This window comes from Flavobacterium panacagri (genome assembly GCF_030378165.1).
In the GTDB taxonomy this organism is placed as follows: Bacteria; Bacteroidota; Bacteroidia; order Flavobacteriales; family Flavobacteriaceae; genus Flavobacterium; species Flavobacterium panacagri.
Window position 1 is genome coordinate 1631652 of sequence record NZ_CP119766.1, and the last position, 24979, is coordinate 1656630.

Here is a 24979-nt window from a genome sequence, read left to right on the forward strand (position 1 = left end):
TAACAAAAACTATTTAATTGTTGACATTTCGTTTTAAGAATCTTAGTAAAGCTTAAAAATAAAGTAATGTGATTATATTTGAAGTATACTATTTATTGCGCTTATTGGTATGAACCAGATTTTTGTGTTAATTCTTTTTTTGAGTTTTGCAATTTGTCAAAGCCAAAAAGTAAATGTTTCTGATGAAAATAAATGTTTGGCAGTTTCAGTTCCGTCAGAAATTCTGCAATGGCAATATATTGGTATCAGGGGAGATTCTACTTCTTATAAAAGTGAGTTTGCCAATTTTACAAAAATAAAAAATGGAATCTTGCTATATAAATGGCATGAGGGACATGAAAGCGGTCAATTTTTAGTAATTGATTTTGATGAAAATTTTAAAGCTGTTTTGAAGACGGAAAAATTAAACACAGAGATAAATTTTTCAATAGAAGAGCAAAAGAAATTAAAGTTTGCTTCGGAAATTTTAGAGAAGAAGAGTTACTATCAGAATTGCAGAAAAGATCATGGTCATACTAATTTATATATATTGGTTGTAAGACGTAATGATGAAATGAAAGCACAGTATTATTCTCCAATGAATCATCCTTACGAAATAAAAACAGCTGATAGTAATGTTTATTTAATTCAGGAAATATTTAGTGCAATAGATAGGAATTATTATAAAACTATAACAGTAAAGAAGAAAAAGGAAAGACGTAAAGATTCTTAAATTTTAGTTTTTACAACTGTAATGCTTTAAAAAAAAATAAAAAACAAAAAACCCGAATATTTCTATTCGGGTTTTGTGGTACCTCCAGGGATCGAACCAGGGACACATGGATTTTCAGTCCATTGCTCTACCATCTGAGCTAAGGTACCTTATTGTGCGTATTGCGGGTGCAAAGATAGAATCATTTTCCGTTTCTCCAAAACATTTTAGAAAAAAAATCAATTCGTATCTTCGCAAAAACAAAAATGCAAAATGGTTTTAACGGTTGATGTTGGAAACACTCGAATTAAAGCGTCTGTCTTTGAGGGAAGTACTGCTCTGGAGAATTTTATTTTTGAGAAAAAAGAGCTTGTAGAAAAGATTAAAAATATTTTGGAAAAATTTCCAAATTGCTCAGATTTGGCTGTTGCTTCGGTTGGAAATATCGAAAAACAAGCTTTTTTAACATTCGAAAAAGAAATCAGAGTTCATTTTTTTACACACGAAGATGTTTTTCCGTTTCATAATAAATACGCAACTCCCAAAACGTTAGGGATAGACCGCATGATTCTGGCAGCAGGAGCCACTTTGAAATTTCCAAAACAAAACCGATTAGTTATTGATGCAGGAACTTGCATTACCTACGATTTTATCGACGAAAATGATAATTATTTAGGAGGAGCGATCTCTCCGGGGCTTCGATTGCGATACGAGTCGATGCATAATTATACGGCCAGATTGCCTTTGTTGACATTAGAAGTGCCCAATTCATATATTGGTAACTCGACAACACAAGCCATGCATTCTGGTGTTGTCAATGGTTTCGTCTATGAGATTGACGGTTTTATCGATGATTATCGCAGGGACTTTTCAAATTTTATCATAATTTTAACGGGAGGCGATGCAGATTTTTTGGCTAAACGATTAAAAAATACCATATTTGCCAATTCAAATTTCCTTCTGGAGAGTTTGAACCAAACATATCAATATAAAATCGACAATGATTAAAAAAGTAATACTAAGCGCTTGTTTGCTTATATCGTTCGTTTCATTCGCACAGCAAGGTACTGCTTCTCCCTATTCTTTCTTCGGAATAGGAGATGTAAGATTCAAGGGAACTCTTGAAAATAGGTCAATGGCCGGAGTTGCAGTGGAGCAGGATACGATTCATTTAAATTTAGAAAACCCTGCTAGTTACGCCAGCTTATTGCAAACGACATTTACGGTTGGAGGAACTTTTGCAACTTCTAATTTAAAAACAAGTACACAGTCTGAAAAAGCACAGCGCACTACTTTTGATTATTTAGCATTAGGAATTCCGATGGGAAAATTCGGCGCTTCATTTGGTTTAATACCTGTTAGTTCAGTAGGTTATAAAATTTTTACTGACAACACGGCAACAGAAGGATTGACAAGTTCACAGCTTGAAGGAAAAGGCGGTGTAAATAAGGTTTATTTTGGTTTGGGATACAAGATTACACGTAACTGGAATATTGGAGCGGATGCGCAGTATAATTTTGGAAAAATTACCACAACAACTTTAGAAGCTGTAACGGGAGTTCAAAACAGTACAGCAGAAGTAAATACTTCTGAAATATCAGGAATGGCTTTTAGTTTTGGGACGATGTATCAACAAAAAGTCTATAAAAAAATTAGTATTTTTTCTAGTTTAAGTTATTCATTTGCAGGGAATCTGAATTCAGATAACACAAGAGTATTTTCAGTTCAAGGCGATCCGGATCCTTATACTCAGGCTGTAGATCCTACAAAACTAAAACTTCCAAATAAGTTGAGTATTGGTTTAGGAATTGGAGAGGCTAGAAAATGGCTTGTTGGTGCAAATATGACTTTTCAAGGAGATGGACAGTTAGAAAATTATTACAATAAAATGAATAATGTAAGTTACCAAAATTATTCAAAATTTGCCCTTGGAGGATACTTCCTTCCTAACTATAATTCTTTCACAAGCTACATGAGCAGAATTACGTATAGAGCAGGTTTAAAGTATGAAAAAATAGGTTTAATTGTTAATAATGAGTCTATCAAAGATTACGGAATGACCCTTGGAGTTGGAATTCCGATTCCGCAATCTTTTTCAAATTTGAATTTTGGAGTTGAATTTGGAAAACGCGGTACGATTTCCTCTGATTTGGTACAAGAAAACTATGTGAATTTCAGTTTGAGTTTTTCTTTCAACGACAGATGGTTCGTGAAGAGTAAATTCCAATAAACAAACTAGTTTATCTTTTCTAAGCTCATTACAATTTACTACATTTGGCAAATGAATTTACCAAAAAGATATAGTCTGCTAGTTGTCACAGTTCTTGCTGTGACACTGTTTTTTGGATGCGAAAGTAATTTTAAAGAAGTTCAGAAAATTAACTTCTCGGAATTTGTTCCAGCAAGTGATGCAGATACAGTTAATATTAAGTATACAGATTCTGGACGTATTACAGGTGTTTTGATAAGTCCTAAAATGCTTGATTATTCTAATCTTGATTTTCCGTTTACTGAATTTCCAAGAGGAATTGATGTTACTTTATATGATAAAAAGCAAAAGCGTACTTTTATAAAAGGAAATTATGCAGTTTCGTATAAAAATACAGGAATTATAGATTTAATTGGGAAAGTAAAAATAACTTCTGAAGCAGGGCAGGTTTTGGAAACAGAACAATTATACTTTGATCAGAAAAACGAATGGTTTTATACTGAGAGAAAATTTAAACTGACAGATGCAAAAGGTGTTTCGAATGGTCAGGGAATAGATTTTAGTAAAGATTTTAAAGTGATAAATTCACAGCGAATAAGCGGTGAAATTGAATCCGACGAAGAATAAATAAGATTATGGGTTATTTAAAATATACACAATACATTTACATCATTATAGCACTATTTTTTGCTTACGATGCTATAATGAAACTAAATGAAGGCGATGAAAGTTATCCTTTCTATTTTGTAATTGCCGGAATGTCGGCTTTTATGTTTTTCTTTAGAAGAAGGTTTATTAATAAGCACAATAATCGCAATAAAAACCAGTAAAAATGGAAATTAGTATTATAATAATATGTTTAATACTAGCAGCTTTTTTTTCTGGAATGGAAATCGCTTTTATTTCCGCCAATAAAATTTATCTTGAAATAGAGAAGAAACAAGACGATTTCTTGTCTAGAATCTTAACGAAACTTACCGAAAATCCATCCAAATTTATTGCGGCAATGCTTATTGGAAACAATGTTGCATTGGTGATTTATGGCTTTTTTATGGGAGATCTAATTCTAAATTGGATGACTCATTTGGGTTTGTTTGTTCCAGATTGGTGGGATATTCTCATTCAGACTCTTCTCGCAACTTTTATTGTTTTACTGACTTCTGAGTTTTTTCCTAAAGTTTTTTTTCAGATTTACGCCAATTCATTAATTAAAATTTTGGCGCTTCCAGCTTATTTCTTTTATAGGTTGTTTTATTATATCTCCTCTTTTTTTATCTGGATTGCCGATTTTGTACTGAGTAAATTTTTTAAAACAGAGGGAAGCCAGATTCATTTATTCAGTAGAATTGAACTTGGAAACTATATTAACGAGCAGATGAGTTCTGTTGAAGAAGATGAAGAAGTGGATTCTGAAATCCAGATATTCCAGAATGCATTAGAATTTTCTGGCGTTAAGGCTCGTGATATTATGACGCCACGAACAGAAATTGTAGATGTAGATCTTTTTGATACTGTTGATGACCTTAAAGCAATGTTTATTGAAACAGGATATTCTAAAATTATCATCAGCCAGAATTCTTTAGATGATATTGTAGGTTATGTGCATTCGTTTGACTTGTTCAAAAAACCGTCTACAATAAAATCAGTTTTAATGACTGTTGAATTTGTTCCGGAAACGATTTTGATAAAAGATGTGCTGAACTTATTAATTAAAAAGCGTAAAAATGTTGCAGTTGTCCTAGATGAATACGGAGGAACTTCTGGAATTATTACGATTGAAGATATTGTGGAGGAACTTTTTGGAGAAATTGAAGACGAGCACGATTTGGATGAGGAATTAATTGAAGAGGTTATAAGTGAAGGTAAGTATTTGTTTTCAACCCGATTAGATGTTGAATACTTAAATGAAACTTATAAATTAATGATTCCAGAAGAGGATTCGTATGGGACGTTAGGAGGCTTTATTGTAAATCATACAAAAGAAATTCCACAAAAAGGAGACAGAATTGTAATAGATAAGTATCATTTTTTTATAAAAGAGGCTTCAAATAAGAAAATAGAACTAGTCAAATTGACAATTAAAGATTGATTTTTTAAATTAATAAAAAAAAATGTGTAAAATAAAACGCTAGTTGTATTGTTATTAACTAGATAATTGTATTTTCGCAAACTGAATATAAAATTAACGATAATAAAATGGCAGTTTTAGCAAAAATTAGACAGCGTTCCGCTTTATTGATAGGAGTTATTGCACTTGCATTATTTGCATTTATAATACAAGATCTAATCGGTAAGGGAACATTTAGTCAAAGTTCAAAAGATGTAGGAAGCATCGACGGAAAAGATATTTCATTTGAAGACTTTAGAATTAAAGTTAGTAATGTTGAAAAAAGTGGGCAGGGTATTACTTCCACTGAAGCTGCAAACAGAGTTTGGGATCAAGAAGTTTCAATCGCTTTATTGTCATCTCAATTTGATAAATTAGGATTGAGAGTAGGTGAAAAACACTTATTAGAGGTTCTAAAATCAGATCCAAATATTGGTAAAAACCCAATGTTCTTAAATGCAGCAGGACTTTTTGATGAAGTTAAGTTTAAAGACTATTTCAAATCAAATCCAGAAGCAAAAGAATTCATCACTCAAAAAGAGAAAGATGCTGAATTGAATGCTAAATTTCAAATATATAATACTTTAATTAAGTCAGGACTTTACACAACTGCTAGTGAAGGAAAATTAAAGTATGAAATGGAGGCTAACAAAGTGAACTTTGCCTATGCTGCTGCTCCATATTCTTCAATTAAAGACAGTGAAGTAAAAATCTCTGATTCTGATATTGTAGATTATATGAAGAAAAACGAGAAAAAATTCAAAGCAGATGCAACTCGTGAAATTGAATACGTTTTAGTAGAAGATAAAGCTTCTAAAGAAGATGAGGCTGAAATTAAAGCTAAATTAACAGCATTATTATCAGGAAGTGTTGTGTACAACGCAAAAACTGGTAAAAATGATTCGTTACCAGGATTTAGAAATGCGACAAACATTGCTGAATTCGTAAATGCAAATTCTGATGTTCCTTACGATTCTACTTACGTTCCTAAAAATAACCTTCCAGCTGTAGATGCTGACAAATTATTCAGTTTGCCTGCTGGGGCAATTTACGGGCCATATGTTTACGGAAGATATTATGCTATCTCTAAATCTTTAGGATTTAAAGCTGGTGTTAATGCAAAAGCAAGCCATATTTTAATTTCTTACGATGGTGCTCAAGCAACTCCAAAAGAAAAAAGAACTAAAGAAGACGCTAAAGTTAAAGCTGAAGAAATCTTAGCTCAGGTTCAGGCAAATCCAGATAGTTTTATGATGTTGGCCTTTACAAGTTCTGATGATTCTTCTGCACAGCAAGGTGGTGATTTAGGATATTTTGGTCAAGGCCAAATGGTAAAGCCATTCAATGATTTTGTATTCAATAACGGAATTGGAAAAATAGGTTTAGTAGAAACTCCTTTCGGTTTTCATATTATCAAAATTACGGATAAACAAGATGGAATTCGTTTAGCTACAATTGCTCAGAAAATTGAGCCTTCTGAAGCTACTTCTGATAAGGTATTTACTTTAGCAACTAAATTCGAAATGGATGCGGCTGATAAAGATTTTAATGCTGCAGCTAAAGAATTAGGCTTAAAAGTAGCTCCTGTTGTGAATGCAAAAGCTATGGATGAAGCATTCGGGCCTTTAGGAAATCAGCGTAACATTGTAAGATGGGCTTTTGATAAAGAAACAGGAAAAGGAGACGTTAAACGTTTTGAAATAGCGAATATCGGACACGTTATTGCTAAATACAAAGGTGAAAATAAATCAGGTTTAGTTTCTGTTGATATGGCAAGACCTTATGTTGAGCCAATCTTGAAAAACAAGAAAAAAGCGGAATTGTTAAAAGCTAAAATGACAGGATCAAGCCTTGAAGCTATTGCTAAAGCTGCTGGGGTTGCTGTTCAGCAAGCTGCTGATGTAACTTTAGATAATCCAGTTTTACCTGGTGGAGTTGGACAAGAACCAAAAGTTGTTGGAAATGCATTTGCTTTAGCTGCAAATAAGATTTCTGCTCCAATTGAAGGAAATACAGGGGTTTATGTAGTTAAAAACATTAAAACAGTAAAAGCTCCAGCAATTGCTACTCATGCTGCTTATGTAGAGAAAGTAAAAGCTCAAAGTGCAAATGATGCAAGTAGAGTATTGCCAGCGTTGAAAAATAATGCTAAAATTGAAGATAATAGATTACAGTTCAATTACTAAGAATAAGTAATCAATATCATAAAAACCCGAAACATCCAAGATGTTTCGGGTTTTCTTTTTTATTCTGAATAATTAATTTCACTTTGTAATATTTTTTAGTTAATTTTTTGATACTCTGTAGGGAAAGTATAGATTTAATCTAAAAAATTTGTGATATTCAAAATATTACAGTTAATTTGTCCGAATTTTTATTTTAATATTTCTTTCTGATTTCCAAAATGTTAGAATAAAGACGAAAAAAAGGACCCAAAATCAAATACCTTAACATCAAACATTTAATGTTTTTTACTTTAAAAATTTTTAAAAAGAAGCCGAGAGTTTATACCAAAATTGAAAGTCATATTTTTGGAATCATTACGGAGCTTTTAAAAGTTGCCAGCACCGACATCAACGTAGATGAATTGGGAGGAAAGTATTATTTAAGTAACGAAGAACAGCATTTTAAAGTTACCATCTTGAGTAACGATTATGTAATTCGATTAACAAACACTCATGATTCTGTGGCAGAGAAATATGATAAAATGTTTGTTGAAGATGTGTTGCGAGCAGTAAAAGAAGAAAAACACCGCAGAATGGAAGTGGTTTATGATTCTATCACCAACAGTATTGAGAAAATGGCAGAGCGTCTTCATAATAGACTTATAGAGTCTAACGAACAAGAAAGCAAGTCTGTTCGTCGACTAGAAACAAAATCAGATAAGAGTAATAACAAAAAAGTGAATTATTGATCTTTTGGTCTGAATTGCTTAAGCTTTATAAAATCATTTCCTCGTAAGTCAGGATTATTTCGTAACCTTTATTAGTGAAATATTCTTTCGGATTTTCTTGAGAAACTACCATTACAAAATCGCCTCCCCACGCTCCGAGACTTTTAATTACGCCGTTAAAATCTGGAAATACAGCTTCTCTTATAGTCTGCATTTCTAAAATATTACTCATGTGAATTTCATGTTTCTGAACGGCTGATGCAAATTCTTTTAGGTTTTTTGCATTCAGGATAGCGTTAGTTATTTTATTGTTTGTAGCAATACTTTGGGCTAGATGATGATTTTTATTGTTATTGTAAGCGTAAATCGCTGATTTGCTATTTTGTTTTTTATTCAAATAAACAAAGTAAATGTGATCCTTAAAGTCAGGATTAAATTCAACTGGTTTTACTATGTTGTTTTTAATTTGATATACAACTGGTGTATTGTTTTGTGCACAGGCAATATCGTAACCACTTCCTCCAAAACTGTTATTCAATAAGGTAAAAGCATTAACATCAGCCCATTGTGCTATATTGTTTATAAGAGTGGAGGAAGTTCCCAATCCCCAATTTCTTGGAAAAGACAAATGAGTGTTTATTTTAAAACCTTCAGAATTGTCTATAAATTTTGGATTTAAAATGTAAGCTTCATGAAGAATGTCAATCAGGGTAGATTTTACAGTTTCAATTTTTATTTGTGGTTTATTTACAAATTCATCAAATGAAATGGTTTCTTCAAACCACAAACTTTTATCGTGGTCGTAACTTTTCCATTCGATTTCATTGTTGCTCCCATTTTCAATTACTAGATCTTGACCGAATTTTGTTGGCAGTGCAAAAGCATCTGCTCCGTCTAAAACCAGATATTCTCCAGCGATAAAAAGTTTTCCGTTACTGTAAAATGTTTTTGACATACTTTGTCTTTATTATATAAATTCCAATGTTTTAAAACCCAAATTCCAATTTTGAGATTTAAAATGTTAGAATTTTTGAATTCAGTTATTTTCTTAAATTTTCAATAAAATCTACCACAGCGCTGTGAGATACGGCTGTTTTCTTAAAATGCGTTTTAATTAAATGACGCTCTTCTTCGGTAGCTTCAAATTGATTGATGATATTGTTCAGGTGCATTTTCATATGTCCTTCCTGAATTCCTGTAGTTGTTAAGGAACGCAAAGCAGCAAAATTCTGTGCTAAACCAGCAACGGCAACAATCTCCATTAATTCTGGTGCAGATGGTTTTTCTAAAATATCTAAGCACAGTTTTACTAAAGGATGTAAAGAAGTTAAGCCGCCAACAGTTCCTAAAGCTAATGGAATTTCAAGCCAAAAAGTAAAAATTCCGTTTTCGATTTTAGCATGAGATAAACTTGCGTATTGACCATTTTTTGAAGCATAAGCATGAACCCCAGATTCTATGGCTCTAAAATCATTTCCGGTTGCTAAGACTACAGCATCAACACCGTTCATGATGCCTTTATTATGAGTAACGGCTCTAAAAGGTTCAACCTCTGCAATCTGAACAGCTTGTACAAAACGCTCTGCAAATTCCTGTGGATTTGTAATATGTTTTTCGGCTAAATCTTCGATAGGGCAAGAAACTTCAGCTCTGACAAGGCAGTTTGGAACATAATTAGACAAAATGCTCATGATAACCTCCAGCTTTTCGTCATTTTTTAGTAAATCAGAGTTTTGGGCTTCTTCTTTTAATGTCGAAGCAAATTGCTCCAAACAAGAATTTATGAAATTGGCACCCATGCTGTCTTTAGTTTCAAAAGTAGCATGAAGCTGATAATAGTTTTCTAATAAACTTCTTTTGTCTTTTAATTTAATATCCAAAATACCGCCGCCACGTTGCTGCATGTTTTTGGTAATACTTTGAGTTTCTGAGAAGAATTTAGGTTTTATTTCGTCAAAAAAGCTTTTTAGTTTTTCAGCATCTCCATTATAAGTAAAGTGAACTTGCCCAATTTTTTCTGTATTGATGATTGTTGTTTTAAAACCTCCTCTAGTAGACCAATATTTCGCTGCTTTAGAAGCTGCAGCAACAACAGAACTCTCTTCAATGGCCATCGGAATGGTTTTGTATTTCCCGTTGATTAAAAAGTTAGGAGCAACTCCAAGTGGGATATAAAGGTTTGTAATGGTGTTTTCAATAAATTCATCATGCAATTGCTGAAGCTTTTCGTCTGAATTCCAGTAATTTCTTATAATATTTTGCGCCTCATCGGGGTTCGAAAAATATTCATTTGCAATCCAGTTGATTTTTTCTTTTTTGGATAATTTAGAAAATCCGGCAACAGCGTTGTTCATTCTCAGTATATTAAATAATAATGTTGCCGCAAATATACCATTTTAAGAGTTTTGTTTAAAATGTATTTTAAAAATGAAGCCTACGCAATCGTTATTTTTTTTAACATTTAACACTTAAAATGTGTATTATGTTTATTTTTTTTACTAAAATTGGGCTCTTTTTTATATTTAAATTAATTGTAATGAGTACAAGTAAAATTACTGTAATACTTTTATTTCTGGTTGCGACCGTTTTTGGTCAACAAAAAATCACTGTCGAAAATATTTATAGTGGGGCATTTCGAGCAAAAGGAATGGATGAATTGCAATCTTTGAAAAATACAGACCAATATACTGTATTGAATGTTGATAGAGCGAGCAGAAGCATGCAGATCGATTTATATGATTTTGCAACTTTGAAAAAGGTTTCTAATTTAATTGATACTAAAAATCATGCAGCGCTTTCAGAGGGAATTGACAGTTATATTTTTGACGCGTCTGAGAAGAAAATTTTAATTGCTTGTAATTCTAATAAGATTTTTCGTCACTCTTTTACAGCAGATTATTATTTATATGATATCGCTTCAAAATCGTTGACAAAGCTTTTTGATTTTCAGATTCAAGAACCGACTTTTTCTCCTGATGGAACAAAAATTGCTTATGCTAGAGAAAATAACTTGTATGTTTATGACATCGCTTCAAAAAAATCTACTCCAATTACAAGTGATGGAAGAAAGAATGCAGTAATCAACGGTATCACAGACTGGGTTTATGAAGAAGAATTTGCTTTTGTTCGTGCTTTCGATTGGAGTAAAGACAGTAAAAAAGTAGCTTATATTCGTTTTGACGAAAGTCAGGTTCCTGAATTTTCAATGTCAATGTTTCATAAAGATTTGTATCCCACAATCGAAACTTTTAAGTATCCTAAAGCGGGAGAAAAGAATTCAGAAGTTTCATTACATATTTATGATGTAGCTGCAGGAGCAACGAAAAAAGTAGATTTAGGGAAATATAATGATTTCTACATTGCGAGAATGCAATGGACGAACGATGCTAATGTGCTTTCAGCACAAGTATTAAACCGTCACCAAGATAATCTTGATTTATTATTTGTTGATGGAACAAGCGCTGCTGCAAAAGTGGTGTTGAATGAAAAAGATAAAGCTTACGTAGATGTAACAGATAATTTGACTTTCTTAAAAGACAACAGCTTTATCTGGACAAGCGAAAAAGACGGTTTCAATCATATCTATTTATATGATAAAACAGGAAAGCTTAAAAATCAGGTTACAAAAGGGAACTGGGAAGTGGTTTCATACTACGGTTTCGACGAAAAAACAAAAACGATTTTCTATCAATCTACAGAAAATGGTTCTATCAACAGAGATATTTACAGAGTTGGTTTAGATGGGAAAAACAAAACTCGTTTAACTACAAAAGTGGGAACAAGTGCAGCGACTTTCAGTCCAAACTTCCAATATTTCATTACTACTTTCTCAAGCAATTTAGTGCCTACGACTTACACTTTAAATGAGTCAAAAACAGGAAAAGAAATTCAGGTTATAGAAAACAATCAAGCGCTTGCTGATAAATTGAAAGGCTATAACTTACCAGCAAAAGAATTCTTTGTTTTAAAAACAGCTAAAGGAAACGAATTAAACGCTTGGATTTTAAAACCAAAAGATTTTGATCCTTCAAAAAAATATCCAGTTTTTATGTACCAATATTCTGGTCCTGGATCACAGCAGGTAAATAACGATTGGAATAACTCTGATGATTATTGGTTCTTATCGCTTACACAGCAAGGTTATATTGTAGCTTGTGTTGATGGAAGAGGAACAGGATTTAAAGGAGCTGATTTCAAAAAAGTGACTCAAAAGGAATTAGGAAAATATGAGGTAGAAGATCAAATTGATGCGGCTAAAGTAATTGGTTCTTATCCGTATGTTGATGCTTCTAGAATTGGAATTTTCGGATGGAGTTATGGTGGTTTTATGGCTTCTAACTGTATTTTCCAAGGAAATGATGTTTTCAAAATGGCAATCGCTGTTGCTCCAGTAACGAACTGGAGATTTTATGATAGTGTTTACACAGAAAGATACATGCAGACACCGCAGGAAAATGCAAGCGGATACGATCAAAACTCACCAATCAATCATGTTGACAAATTAAAAGGTAAATTTTTGTTGATCCATGGTTCTGGTGATGATAATGTTCATGTTCAGAATTCAATGCAAATGATGGAGGCTTTAATTCAGGCAAACAAACAATTTGATTCTCAAATTTATCCAGATAAAAATCACGGTATTTACGGCGGGGCTACAAGAATTCAGCTGTACAATAAAATGACTAATTTTATCAAACAAAATCTATAATCTAAATTTTTAAACTTAATTAAATAAGCGAATAATATGGGAGAAAATCAAGTAAAAACTGCGCATCCAAAAGGGCTTTGGGTATTGTTTGGAACGGAGATGTGGGAGCGGTTCAATTTTTATGGAATGCGAGCTTTATTGACTTTATTTCTTGTAAATTCATTATTAATGAAAGAAGAGGAAGCTTCATTAATTTACGGAGGTTTTCTTGGGCTTTGTTATCTAACGCCAATGTTGGGTGGTTTCGTAGCCGATCGTTTTTTAGGAAACAGAAATTGTATCTTATTAGGTGGATTATTAATGGCTATAGGACAAATGCTTTTGTTTACAAGTGGAAGTATTTTTGAGTCTAATTTAGGCTTAGCAAAAACCATAATGTATTCGGCATTAGGGGTTATTGTTTTTGGTAACGGATTCTTCAAACCAAATATTTCTAGTATGGTTGGAAGTTTGTATCCAAAACAAGAAAAAACAAAATTAGATAGTGCATTTACTATTTTCTATATGGGAATTAACATTGGAGCTTTTCTAGGTCAGTCAATCTGTCCTTTATTAGGAGATGTTAAAGATGCGGGTGGAATTAGAGATATCCACGCTTTTAGATGGGGATTCTTGGCGGCTTCTGTTGCAATGTTGTTGGGAACAATTCTTTTTTACTTCTTAAAAAATAAATATGTAGTTTCTCCAGAAGGAAAACCATTAGGAGGACTTCCTTCTAAAAATGATGCTTCTGATTTTGAAGAAGGAGAAGCACAGCAGGCAAATTTTTCTACTAAGACTTTAACAATTGCAGGACTTGCATTTATCGCTTTAGGATTCTTTTTTCACTATGTAGTTGGTCAAAATTTAATTTATACTTTGATCTATTCAAGCGGATTAGCTTTGGCTGGATTAATTATTTCAGATTCGTCATTAACAAAAATCGAAAGAGATAGAATTTTTGTAATCTATATTGTTTCTTTTTTTATTATTTTCTTTTGGGCAGCATTTGAGCAGGCAGGTTCTTCTTTGACTTTTATTGCAGATAATCAAACGGATAGAAACTTTTTTGGTTTTCAAATGCCGGCATCTATGGTTCAGATTTTTAACGGATTATTTGTTGTTTTATTAGCGGTTCCATTCAGTATATTATGGGATGCCTTGAGAGCAAAAGGCAAAGAACCAATTTCTCCTGTGAAATTGGCTGTTGGTCTAGTGGTAATTTCTGTAAGTTTCTTCATGATTGCAACTCAGGTTTCTTACATTGGGACTTCAGGATTGTTATTGGTTAAATGGTTGATTTTGTTGTATTTCTTAAATACTTGTGCGGAATTGTGTTTATCTCCAATCGGATTATCATTGGTAGGTAAATTATCGCCAAAACGTTTTGCTTCTTTGCTTTATGGAGTATTCTTCTTGTCTAATGCTTCAGGTTATGCATTAGGAGGAACTTTAGGTTCTATTTTACCTGCAACAGGAGATAAATTTGCAAAAGCAAAAGAATTGGGAATTGATCTTCAGGCTATTTTAGATAAAACGGTAACGCCAACTGCAGAGCAGTTAGCTCTTTTAGAAAAGCATCAAATCAGTGCAGCAAATCACTTTTTTGCTGGATTCGAAATTCATAATTTATACGAGTTCTTTATGGTATTTGTGGTACTTACTGGTATCGCGGCAATTGTATTATTTGCTTTGACTCCATTCTTGAAAAAAATGATGCATGGCGTTAGATAAAATGGAAAAGAAAATTACTCTAGAAGAAATTCAAAATTTTGAAGGCAAGTACCCAAAGCAATTGTGGTACTTGTTTTTTGTTGAAATGTGGGAACGTTTCTGTTTCTACGGAATGCGCGGTGTATTGACTATTTTTATGGTAGATCAGCTTTTTCTAAAAGATGAACATGCTAATTTACAATACGGAGCTATTCAGGCTTTTGTATATGCTTTTACTTTTGTCGGCGGTATTTTTGCTGATAAAGTTTTAGGATTTAAAAAATCATTATTTTTCGGAGCGATCGTAATGATTCTTGGAAATCTTTTGATTGCTTTTTCTCCTCAGGAAATGTTTTACTACGGAATTGCTTTTTCTATTATTGGAACAGGTTTTTTTAAGCCAAACGTTTCTTCAATGGTTGGAGAGTTGTATAAAGAAGATGATGGAAGAAGAGATGCGGGTTACGGAATGTTTTACGCAGGAATAAATGTTGGAGGTCTTTTTGGAGGTGCTTTGTGTGTTTATTTGGGAAAATATTATTCATGGCAACTGTGCTTTTTATCGGCAGCCTTGGTAATGTTTTTAGGATTGATCACATTCTTGTTTACTAAAAAATATTTGGGGCCAATAGGAGATTCTCCGTTATTAAATTTAAAACCATCTACAAGAAAAATTCGCGAAATTACAGTTTATGCACTGTCGCTTTTAAGTATTCCATTTATTTTTATAATGGTAAAAAATACTGATTATACAGATTACTTTATGTATACAATTGGTATTATTGCTGTTCTGTATTTTACTTATGAGTTAATAAAACTTGGAGATGTTAAGTTGCAGAAAAAACTTTTCGCAGCATTTCTCTTTGTGTTTTTCTATCTTCTGTTTAATGCGATTTATGAACAGAGCGGTGGATCTTTATCTCTTTTTGCAAAAGACAATTTAGATAATAAATTATTGTTTTTTAATATTGATCCGAACATCATAAACAATAGCTCAAATACATTCTTTGTAGTAGTATTGAGTCCGTTAATTGGATTGCTGTGGATTTGGATGGGAAAAAGAAAAATCGAACCTAATACCTTAATTAAATTCGGAATTGGATTTTTGTTCCTTGCGACTTCATTTTATATTTTTTACTTGACTAGATTTTTTGCGAATGCTCAAGGTATTGCTTCTTTGAATGTGTTTACATTTGCTTATTTGGTAACGACTATTGGTGAGCTTTGTTTGGGGCCAATCGGAATGTCTATTATTACAAAGTTATCTCCAAAGCGATTATTTGGAATGATGATGGGATTGTGGTTTTTGGCAAGTGCATTTGGGCAACTTGCAGCTGGAAAATTAGGAGCAGAAATTTCGAGATCAAACACGGGGGATACATTATTATCTAAATTACAATCTTATACGGAAGGTTATTATCAATTGGCTATTTATTCACTTGTAGCGGGTATTATTTTAATTGCGATTTCGCCATTAATTAAAAAATTAATGCAAGAAGTAAAATAGCAATGTTTTTGCAATCTGTTTTTGTGTAAATTTGTCAAAATTTCCCCATTATGAAAAAAATAATACTTATTGCGTTGTTTTTAATTGGTGCTTCGAACCTTCAGGCACAGGAATTAAAATGGTATACAGATGTTCGAGAAGCAATTACGGTGAGTAATAAAGAACAAAAGCCTATGTTGATGTTTTTTACTGGCAGTGATTGGTGTGGTTGGTGTATTCGTTTACAGAATGAAGTTTTAAAAACTGAAGAATTTAAAAAATGGGCAGCTACTAATGTAGTTTTAGTAGAATTAGATTATCCGAGAGCTGTGCCGCAAACTCCTGAACTTAAGAATCAAAATCTTGAGTTACAGCAAGCTTTTGGAATTCAAGGATTTCCAACAGTTTTCTTTACAAGTGCAGAATCTAAAGACGGAAAAGTAAATTTTAAAGGTCTTGGCAAAACGGGGTACGTTGCTGGTGGCCCTTCTGCTTGGCTAACAGTTGCAGAAGGAATTGTGCATCCCAATAAGTCGTAATTATAGGACTTAAAATATATAGAAAGCCCTTCACATTGTGAAGGGCTTTTTTTTGTTTAGTAGGAAAAAGTTTTCAATGTTTATAGGTGTTTTTACGTATTTTGTATTTTAATATGATAAAAAAAACACATAATGTATTTTTATAGCCAATAAAAATTGGAAAATTAAAATATAATGTTAATTTCGTCATGCTAATCTAACCAAAACCAAATTTAATATGACTAAAAAACTACTTATCCTACTGTTTTTTTTAGGTTCATTTATGATGCAAGCGCAAAATTTAGCGTGGCGAACTAATATGACAGATGCTATCGCTATAAGTAATGACCAGAAAAAACCAATGTTGATTTTATTCACTGCCTCAGGTGTACCAGAAAATCTTCAAAATGAAATTTTTAAAACCCCAGATTTTGCCGTTTGGTCGCGCGATAATGTGGTTTTAGTAAAACTAGATTTATCAGATATGAATGCTTCTGATAGTGATCGAGAGCAAAATGTGAAATTAAAAAATGCATTTGGCGTTCAAGATCTTCCAGAAGTTTGTTTTGCAATGGCTTCAGTGAGAAAAAACAAAACTACATTTAGCGCTTTAGGGAAAATTGCCTATAAACCTGGTGGGGCTAAAGCGTGGATTGCAGAATCGAATTCGATTTTACATCCTGTAGAATAGAAAGAATATTTTCAACTTTTATTTTATTTTTTTTTAATCCTTTTCTGAAAACAGAAAAGGATTTTTTTTGTATTCGAAAATCTTCACCAAGAATTTGATTTTTTTTCCTAATATTTTTTTAGCATTTACTAAAATAACACCCTATAATTAGTAATTTGATTTTAATGTAAAAAGACGGTTTATTAATTTGTTAAATAATTTATTTGGTTCGGTTTTTATATTATTTTAGTTTTTATTAACATAACCAAAACCAAATATTATGCTTCAAAAACTACTTATCCTACTATTTTTTTTGAGCTCTTTTTTTATAAATGCTCAAGGTCCAATCTGGAGAACAGATATTAATGATGCGGTTGCCATAAGTTCAGAGCAAAGAAAACCATTAATGATTTTATTTACAGGTCAAGGTGCAAATCCAAAGCTTCAGAGCGAAATTTTTTCAACGAAAGATTTTGAAACTTGGGCACAAAGAAATGTTGTTTTAGTAAAACTTGATCTCTCAGATCCTTCTATTTCAGATCAAATTAAAGAACAGAATTTAAGGTTAAAAAGTGCTTTTGGAATCGAAGAAATTCCTCAGGTTTGTTTTACAGAAGTGACAGTAAGAAAAGGCAGAACCAACTTTAATAAGCTCGGTCTTATTTCTTATATTTCCTTAGGAGTTAAAGCTTGGATTTCAGAATCTAATTTGATTTTACATCCAGAGTAAAAAATTATAATTTATAATATCCCTTTTCTTGTATTGAATGAAAAGGGATATTTTTTTTAGTACAGCTTTTTTTCCAAGATTTTTGAATCGAATTAGAATTTGATCCATCAGCAATTATAATTTTTGGATGATTATTTTGTAATAATCGATCTAAATTTATTTTTGGTGTTTGGGTTAGAATCAAAACATCTGGATTTATATTTGGCGGGCAAATCCCAGTACTGTCTATTATTAAAATCTTTGTTTTTTTGAAATAAAGGACGTTTTTAATTTCTTCAACTTTAGTAAGTGCAATTGAATTTCCTACGAGATAAGGATTTAGGTTTCTGTTTTTTGAGTTTTTTTCGAAAATAGTGTCCCTAGTGTACAATACGATTTTACTTCCTTCGCGATCAGAAATAAGCGTATTTCTCTTTTCGTTGTAAACAATTAATTCTTTTTCATTTTCTGTCCGGATTTTAGTTAAAATAAACGAAAGCTGTAGTAAAACTATCGAACTAAATACAAATAGAAGTTTGCTGTAATTTGGTTTTTTTAGACATACAATTGAGGAAATTATAAAGAGATAAAAAGTAAATAGGTAATAAGAATTAAAACTAATATCCCGAATTACAAATGACTCAATTGAAGCAACAGCATGGATCATGAGATTTAATAGGTAAATACTTTTTTCAAAAATTACTGTTATAAATAATGGTGGACTAGTGAAAACAGCTATAATCATTACAATAATTCCTGCAATCATTATAAAAGACAAAACAGGTAGGATTATGATATTGGTAACAAAGAACAAACCTGGAAATTGATGAAAATAGTATAAACACAGCGGTAAAGTTCCTATCTGAGCGGCGAAAGAAACTGTTAAGGCTTCCCAGATATAAATCGTTAACTTGTTTTTTGGATTATAAATATTTTTAAGAATGGGCTGGAGCCACAAAATAAAAAACAGCGCTAAATAACTTAATTGAAATCCAACATCAAATAAAAAATAAGGCTCAAAAAATAAGATCAGCAAAATTGAAACTAATAAGGTATGATAGATGTTTCCGTTTCTGCGTAAATGATTTCCAATTGCTAGAAAAGAAAACATAACGACTGATCTCAAAACCGATGGAGAAAGCCCTGAAATAATAGCGAATCCTGCTAAAGAAATAAGAATGGATGTAAGTTTAATAAAAGAGCCTCTCTTGGTATTTGGAATTGGTTTTAAAATAAAAGTAATAAACAGCATGATAAAGCCAACATGCAAACCAGAAACAGATAAAATATGGGTAGCTCCAGAATATTGATAATCCTGAATAATATCTTGTGAAATTTCCTGCTGCTGACCCAAAATTAAAGCCAATGCAACATTCATTTCTGATTTACTGAAATTCGATTTTTCGAGATTCGAAATTATTCTGGAATGTAACTTAGCACAATAATACCAAATGTCTTTTTGAATAATTTGACTGACTAAAATATCCTTTTTCTGGCAATAGATTTGTGCATAAATTTGCTTGTTGGCCAAATAAGTGCTGTAATCAAATTGATTCGGATTTTTACTTGATTTGTTGTGCTGTAGAGCAGTTTGAACTTTAATCGTATTTCCAATTATCAGATTGTTTTTGACGCTGTCTTTTTGAAGATTAATGATTATTTTTCCTTTGTATTTCTTGTTCGATATGCTTTTTATGTCAGCAATATAGCGGTCACTGTAATCGTTGCTTTTTAGTTTCTCTCTAAGAAGCAGGACTATGGATTGTGGTTTTTCAAATGCCGTTTTGCAATGAATATAATTATCTTTTTGTAGATTTTCGGTATGACTTAAAAGTGTAAATGCACCAAGAATAAAAGAGAACAAATAAACAGAGAGTCCAAATAAAAGAGATTTTTTGGAGTTCTTTAAACTCAAGAAATAACTTAGGCAAAACAGAATAGAAAATGTATAGAAAGGATAAATTACCAATGAAAGAGAGAAATGCAAATAATACGATGCAATAACTCCTAGTATAAAGGTAATCGTGATTTTAACTAAAGGGAAATCTAATACTTTCATGTGCTAAAAGTATTAAAAATTTGTAAGAAAAATAATGGTTTAGTTGAATTGTTTTAATTAAGGATTCTATTGACTTGCTCAAAAGAATTTTTGTAATAAGGTTCTTTGGTAGACGAAATAATTACACCTTTCGAAGTAGAAGAATGTACAAATTTCACTTCATCAGAATTGACTTCTGTGATTAATCCAACATGATTAATTTGCCTGCTTTTATTGGTTTTAAAGAAAATTAAATCGCCTTTTCTCGCATCATTTAACGGAATTACTTTTCCAATTTTTGCCTGTTCATAAGAAGCTCGTGGCAATGTTATATTTTCACTTTGGAAAGTGGTGTAAACTAACCCAGAACAATCATAACCACTTTTTGTAGTGCCGCCAGCTTTGTAGCGGACACCTATATTATCAGTTGCTTTTTCGATTAAATTATTGACCAGATTTCTATTTTCCTTTTTTGTTTCGGTTTTACTTACGGCATTTGAGGTTGATTTACAAGAGGTAAAAGCAACGACTAAAAGCAGAAAAATAAGTACTCTTTTCACAATAAATTAATTAAGCATTTTTTAAATCAGAAACTATAAGTTTTGCTGTGTTTATACTTGCGCCAACACCGCCTAATTTTTGCTCTAAAATATCATAATTATGAAGCAGTTTTGTGCGATATTCAGGTTCTAACAGCTTTTGTAGTTCTTCTTTGATTCGTTTTTTATTGCAGTCGGCCTGAATTAATTCGGTTACTACTTCCTGATCCATAATTAAGTTAACTAAAGAAATGTATTTTAAAGTAATAATACGCTTGGCAATTTGATAAGAAACTTCACTTCCTTTATAGCAAACTACTTCAGGTACTTTAAAAAGTGCTGTTTCGAGAGTAGCAGTTCCAGAAGTTACCAAAGCAGCAGTTGAAGAACGCAATAAATCGTACGTCTTATTGGAAACAAATGCAATATTTTTATTTTTCAGGAATTGCTGATAGAATTCGTATTCCTGACTTGGTGCGCCTGCAATTACAAATTCGTAATCCTGAAAATCATCAACAACACTTAGCATTACACTCAGCATTTTAGTGATTTCTTGTTTTCGGCTTCCTGGTAAAACGGCAATAATAGGTTTTTCGCCTAAATTATTTTCTTTTCTAAATAGGGCTTCATCAAACGCAGGCTGATTCTGAATAGCATCTATTAAAGGATGCCCGACAAAATCTACTGGATAATGATGTTTGTCTTCGTAGAAACTTTTTTCAAAAGGAAGAATCACATACATTTTATCGACATCTTGTTTGATGGCTTTAATGCGATTTTCTTTCCAAGCCCAAATCTGCGGAGAAATATAATAATGCGTTTTATAGCCTAACTCTTTAGCCCATTTTGCAATTCGCATATTAAAACCAGGATAATCAATAAAGATAATAACATCCGGTTTAAATTCCGAAATGTCTTTTTTACAGATTTTAATATTATTCAAAATAGTTTTCAAATTGAAAACAACTTCAATAAACCCCATAAACGCCAAATCACGGTAATGTTTTACAAGAGTGCCGCCGGCTTTCTGCATTAAGTCGCCTCCCCAAAATCGAATTTCTGCCTGAGGATCTTCAACATATAAAGCTTTCATTAAGTTAGAACCGTGTAAATCTCCAGAGGCTTCACCTGCAATTATGTAATATTTCATGTTGTTTTTTTTTGAAAATGGTGCTAAAGTTGTCACTCAGCAAAGATAAGATTTATAAAACTAATGTAGAAATGGCCAGTACAATCACTGCTAAAATTACACCTCTAGCCATTATTTCTTTGTTTCTTTTTAAAAGAATGCTAAAAACGGCCAAATCTAAGAGTGTTCCTAAAGTGATAATTTTTCCCATATATCCATTTTGTCTTATGATTGAAATTCCAGACGAAATGTCAAAAGTTGTAAAAAAAGTGATAAACAAATAACTGCCTAATAGAGCAGTAAAAATTCCAATTAAAAATCCAATAAGTATTTCTTTAGCCATTTAATTTCCAAGTATTAAGTTGTTGAATTGTGTGGTGTGCCGTTAAATCAAATTGCACAGGAACTACTGAAATATAGCCATTTGCCAATGCCCATTCATCTGTATCTTCGCCTTGATCTTCATTGACAAATTTTCCTGCCAGCCAGTAATAATCTTTTCCAAAAGGAGTTTGTCTCTTGTCAAATTTTTGTGCGTAATACGCTTTCGCTTGACGACAAACTTTAATGCCTTTTATTTCCGATTCTTTTAGTTTTGGAAAATTGACATTTAAAACGACTCCTGGAGGTAATTTATTTTCTAGGGTTTCCAAAGTTATTTTTTTAACGAAAGATTTTATAGGTTCAAAATCGGCATTCCAGTCAAAGTCTAAAAGCGAAAAACCAATAGCTTGAATACCTTCTATTCCAGCTTCAACAGCGGCACTCATGGTTCCGGAATAAATGACATTTATAGAAGAATTTGATCCGTGGTTAATGCCCGAGACACATAAATCTGGTTTGCGTTTCAGGATTTCGTTTACTGCCAGTTTTACACAGTCAACAGGAGTTCCAGAACAGCTGTATTCTGCAATTGTGTCATCATCTTTAGAAATTTTATCTAGAAATAAAGTGTTATTGATGGTTATGGCATGTCCCATTGCGCTTTGTGGTTTGTCTGGAGCAACAACGATTACATCGCCAATGGTTTCCATAACGCTGATAAGGGCTCTTATTCCTGGGGCTAAAATACCATCGTCGTTTGTTACCAATATTAATGGTTTTTGGATTTTCATTTTGTGGATTTTATGTGTAATTTTAACAATTGTAAGATTTTAAAAACAAATTTAGTGGCGTATTTGCTCAGATAAGTCACAAATATTACAAAATTTGTCAACTAAGGTAAAGAACTTTTTTGCGAATTAAACATTTTTATATCTTTAACAAAAAATTATCGTGACGTTAGCTCTCGTGGCATAGTTTTTAACGTAACTTAGATAAAAAAATTGATGAATGCTATTATAAAGTTTATGAAAAGAAATTATAAGATACTCATAGCCGTATTGTGCTTATCGCTTACATTATTTGCATTTAAGATGAATGCCGATAGGACAATCGACCCAGATCCGAACAGAGATAAGACACTTTTAGAATTATTAGCATTTGTTATTGAAAAAGGACATTACAGCCCAGCCGAAATAAATGATGAATTCTCAAAAGGTATTTTTAAAGATTATATTGATGCATTAGATCCTTCTAAAAGATTCTTTATGCAGTCTGATATTGATGAGTTTAAGCAGTATGAATTAATGCTTGATGATCAGTTTTTGAATAAGGATATTACTTTTTTCAACCTAACTTATACAAGGTTGATGAAACGTATGGAAGAAAGTAAAAAACGTTATAAAACAATTTTGGCACAGCCTTTTAATTATAATGTTGATGAAACTTTTAATGCAGATTATGAGACTCTTCCTTATGCAAAAAATCTAACAGAGCTTAACGAAAGATGGAGAAAACAAATCAAATTATCTACACTTTCTTCATTGGTTACAAAGCAAAAAATTGAAGAAGAAAAGAAGAAAAAAGACGCGGCTTACAAAGAAAAATCTTTTGAAACTTTAGAAAAAGAAACACGTGAAAGTTCATTGAAATCTTTAGATGATAATTTCAGTGTGATTAAAGATTTGAATAGAGAGTATTGGTTCTCAGTTTACTTGAATTCTATCATGGCACGTTTTGATCCGCATACAAGCTATTTTGCACCTGAAGAAAAAGATCGTTTTGATGTAAATATCAGTGGTAAATTGGAAGGAATTGGAGCTCGTCTGACTAAGAAAAATGATTTCACTCAAATTGACGAATTGATTTCTGGCGGACCTGCTTGGAAAGGAAAACAACTAGAAGCTGGAGATTTAATCTTGAAAGTTGCGCAAGGAAATGAAGAGCCTGTAGATGTTGTTGGAATGCGTCTAGACGATGTTGTTAAGAAAATCAAAGGTCATAAAGGAACTGAAGTTAAACTTACAATTAAAAAAGTTGACGGAAGTATCAAAGTAATTTCGATCATCAGAGATGTTGTTGAAATTGAAGAAACGTATGCTAAATCTAGTATTGTTGAGAAAAATGGTTTAAAATATGGAGTAATTTATCTTCCTAAATTTTACATCGATTTTGAAAATAAAGACGGACGTGATGCTGGAAAAGATATCGCTCTTGAAGTAGAAAGATTGAAAAAAGAAAACATCAACGGAATTGTTTTAGACGTTCGTGATGATGGTGGAGGATCTCTTTCGACAGTAGTTGATATTGCAGGCTTATTTATTGAAGAAGGACCAATTGTTCAGGTTAAATCGGCAGGTAAAAAGAAAGAAGTTTTATACGATAAAGATAAAAAAATCGAATGGGATGGTCCATTAGTAATCATGGTAAACAGTTTTTCTGCTTCGGCATCTGAGATTTTAGCAGCTGCAATTCAGGATTACAAACGTGGTGTAATTATCGGAAGTAAACAAACTTATGGTAAAGGAACTGTTCAGAACGTGTTAGATTTAAATCAGTTTGTTCGTAATGCAAACTATGGAGATCTTGGAGCTTTGAAAATTACAGGACAAAAATTCTATAGAATCAACGGTGGTTCTACTCAATTGGAAGGTGTTCATAGTGATGTTGTGATGCCAGATCGTTACGCTTACTTGAAGATGGGTGAAAGAGATATTGACAACGCAATGCCTTGGGATAAAATTGATCCAGCTGATTACAGTACTTGGACTTCTAATGAGAATTTTGCCAGAGCAATTAATAATAGTAAAAACAGAATTGCTCAAAATGCTCAATTCAAATTGATTGATGACAATGCAAAATGGATTGATGTTAAGAATAAAGAGAATACCTATAGCTTAAATATTCAGAGTTTTAAAGCGACTCAGGAGCAGGTTGAGAGTGAAGGTAAGAAATACAAACCAATCTTAGATTACAAAAATGATTTGGTTTTCAAATCACTTCCTTATGAAGAGATTGAAACAAAAGCGGATGCTTCATTAAAAGAAAAAAGAGATGCATGGCACCAAGCTTTGTCTAAAGATGTTTATGTAGAAGAAGCTTTAAATGTTTTAGATGATTTGCAGCCAAAAGGTCTGGTTAAAAATAACAACGTTTCTCCTAAAATGAAAAAGGATAAACTAGTGAAGTCTTAAGTTCTAAAAGAATTTAATTTGTTAAAAACGCTCTATAAATTTTGAATTTATGGAGCGTTTTTTTGTAAGTTTAAC

Annotated in this window: 22 protein-coding genes and 1 tRNA gene; 15 read left to right on the forward strand and 8 right to left on the reverse strand. The window is 32.2% G+C overall.

From position 1 onward, the window contains the following. Positions 1–109: 109 nt before the first annotated feature. The gene (locus P2W65_RS07415) at positions 110–712 is read left to right on the forward strand and encodes a hypothetical protein (RefSeq protein ID WP_289664589.1); all 603 of its coding nucleotides are present in this window, start codon (positions 110–112) and stop codon (positions 710–712) included. A gap of 76 nt (positions 713–788) precedes the next feature. Here the strand turns inward: P2W65_RS07415 and P2W65_RS07420 are convergent. Beyond that, positions 789–861: transfer RNA gene (locus P2W65_RS07420), tRNA-Phe, on the reverse strand. 103 nt (positions 862–964) lie between these two features. On the opposite strand from P2W65_RS07420, the gene P2W65_RS07425 reads away from it, so the two are divergent. The 7 genes from P2W65_RS07425 to P2W65_RS07455 all read left to right on the forward strand — a co-directional run bounded on the left by P2W65_RS07425 (position 965) and on the right by P2W65_RS07455 (position 7921). Further along, positions 965–1699, forward strand: a complete 735-nt coding sequence (locus P2W65_RS07425) for a type III pantothenate kinase (protein WP_289664590.1) — start codon at positions 965–967, stop codon at positions 1697–1699. After that, entirely contained in the window at positions 1692–2921 is a 1230-nt protein-coding gene (bamG, locus tag P2W65_RS07430; protein WP_289664592.1) for a BamG family beta-barrel-assembly machinery protein, read from the forward strand. The genes P2W65_RS07425 and bamG overlap by 8 nt, the downstream gene beginning before the upstream one ends. A 51-nt stretch (positions 2922–2972) precedes the next feature. After that, positions 2973–3527, forward strand: a complete 555-nt coding sequence (gene lptC, locus P2W65_RS07435) for an LPS export ABC transporter periplasmic protein LptC (protein ID WP_289664594.1) — start codon at positions 2973–2975, stop codon at positions 3525–3527. Between the two features lie 8 nt (positions 3528–3535). Further along, complete coding sequence (locus P2W65_RS07440) at positions 3536–3730, forward strand: hypothetical protein (protein WP_289664595.1); 195 nt, start codon at positions 3536–3538, stop codon at positions 3728–3730. Positions 3731–3732: 2 nt separating this feature from the next. Beyond that, positions 3733–4989: a hemolysin family protein gene (locus tag P2W65_RS07445; protein ID WP_289664597.1), complete on the forward strand. Its 1257-nt coding sequence runs from the start codon at positions 3733–3735 to the stop codon at positions 4987–4989. Positions 4990–5096: 107 nt separating this feature from the next. Next, on the forward strand, positions 5097–7193 hold the full coding sequence (locus P2W65_RS07450) for a peptidylprolyl isomerase (RefSeq protein WP_289664599.1): 2097 nt from the start codon (positions 5097–5099) through the stop codon (positions 7191–7193). Positions 7194–7471: 278 nt separating this feature from the next. Then, entirely contained in the window at positions 7472–7921 is a 450-nt protein-coding gene (locus P2W65_RS07455) for a hypothetical protein (protein WP_289664600.1), read from the forward strand. 25 nt (positions 7922–7946) lie between these two features. Here P2W65_RS07455 and P2W65_RS07460 read toward each other — a convergent pair whose 3' ends face one another. Together P2W65_RS07460 and P2W65_RS07465 are read right to left on the reverse strand one after the other, a co-directional pair. Next, positions 7947–8855 (reverse strand): GYDIA family GHMP kinase, encoded by a 909-nt coding sequence (locus P2W65_RS07460; protein ID WP_289664602.1) that lies wholly within the window; start codon positions 8853–8855, stop codon positions 7947–7949. An 85-nt stretch (positions 8856–8940) separates the two neighbouring features. Beyond that, entirely contained in the window at positions 8941–10254 is a 1314-nt protein-coding gene (locus P2W65_RS07465) for a hydroxymethylglutaryl-CoA reductase, degradative (protein ID WP_289664603.1), read from the reverse strand. A gap of 182 nt (positions 10255–10436) precedes the next feature. Between P2W65_RS07465 and P2W65_RS07470 the strand changes: the two genes are divergently transcribed. The 6 genes from P2W65_RS07470 to P2W65_RS07495 all read left to right on the forward strand — a co-directional run bounded on the left by P2W65_RS07470 (position 10437) and on the right by P2W65_RS07495 (position 17704). Further along, positions 10437–12608: a S9 family peptidase gene (locus P2W65_RS07470; protein ID WP_289664605.1), complete on the forward strand. Its 2172-nt coding sequence runs from the start codon at positions 10437–10439 to the stop codon at positions 12606–12608. A gap of 36 nt (positions 12609–12644) precedes the next feature. After that, positions 12645–14321 (forward strand): peptide MFS transporter, encoded by a 1677-nt coding sequence (locus tag P2W65_RS07475; protein WP_289664607.1) that lies wholly within the window; start codon positions 12645–12647, stop codon positions 14319–14321. A 1-nt stretch (position 14322) separates the two neighbouring features. Further along, positions 14323–15807 (forward strand): peptide MFS transporter, encoded by a 1485-nt coding sequence (locus P2W65_RS07480; protein WP_289666166.1) that lies wholly within the window; start codon positions 14323–14325, stop codon positions 15805–15807. A gap of 50 nt (positions 15808–15857) precedes the next feature. Further along, positions 15858–16325, forward strand: coding sequence for a thioredoxin family protein (locus tag P2W65_RS07485; RefSeq protein WP_289664609.1), 468 nt, complete (start codon positions 15858–15860; stop codon positions 16323–16325). Between the two features lie 217 nt (positions 16326–16542). After that, positions 16543–16995, forward strand: a complete 453-nt coding sequence (locus P2W65_RS07490) for a thioredoxin domain-containing protein (RefSeq protein ID WP_289664610.1) — start codon at positions 16543–16545, stop codon at positions 16993–16995. Positions 16996–17254: 259 nt separating this feature from the next. Continuing rightward, positions 17255–17704 (forward strand): thioredoxin domain-containing protein, encoded by a 450-nt coding sequence (locus P2W65_RS07495; RefSeq protein WP_289664612.1) that lies wholly within the window; start codon positions 17255–17257, stop codon positions 17702–17704. 4 nt (positions 17705–17708) lie between these two features. Here the strand turns inward: P2W65_RS07495 and P2W65_RS07500 are convergent, their stop codons facing one another. Genes P2W65_RS07500 through surE form a run of 5 tightly spaced genes read right to left on the reverse strand, consistent with a single transcriptional unit; the run spans position 17709 to position 22504 of the window. Continuing rightward, a complete protein-coding gene (locus P2W65_RS07500; protein WP_289664614.1) occupies positions 17709–19742 on the reverse strand; it encodes a ComEC/Rec2 family competence protein in 2034 nt (677 codons plus the stop codon). A gap of 53 nt (positions 19743–19795) precedes the next feature. After that, positions 19796–20281 carry a C40 family peptidase gene (locus P2W65_RS07505; protein WP_289664616.1) on the reverse strand — a complete coding sequence of 162 codons (486 nt, stop codon included), beginning with the start codon at positions 20279–20281 and terminating at the stop codon, positions 19796–19798. 10 nt (positions 20282–20291) lie between these two features. After that, a complete protein-coding gene (gene lpxB, locus P2W65_RS07510; protein ID WP_289664618.1) occupies positions 20292–21410 on the reverse strand; it encodes a lipid-A-disaccharide synthase in 1119 nt (372 codons plus the stop codon). 52 nt (positions 21411–21462) lie between these two features. Continuing rightward, on the reverse strand, positions 21463–21732 hold the full coding sequence (locus tag P2W65_RS07515) for a hypothetical protein (protein ID WP_289664619.1): 270 nt from the start codon (positions 21730–21732) through the stop codon (positions 21463–21465). Then, positions 21725–22504, reverse strand: coding sequence for a 5'/3'-nucleotidase SurE (surE, locus tag P2W65_RS07520; RefSeq protein WP_289664620.1), 780 nt, complete (start codon positions 22502–22504; stop codon positions 21725–21727). The genes P2W65_RS07515 and surE overlap by 8 nt, the downstream gene beginning before the upstream one ends. A 213-nt stretch (positions 22505–22717) precedes the next feature. Between surE and P2W65_RS07525 the strand changes: the two genes are divergently transcribed. Further along, positions 22718–24904: a carboxy terminal-processing peptidase gene (locus tag P2W65_RS07525; protein WP_289664622.1), complete on the forward strand. Its 2187-nt coding sequence runs from the start codon at positions 22718–22720 to the stop codon at positions 24902–24904. Positions 24905–24979 lie beyond the last annotated feature (75 nt).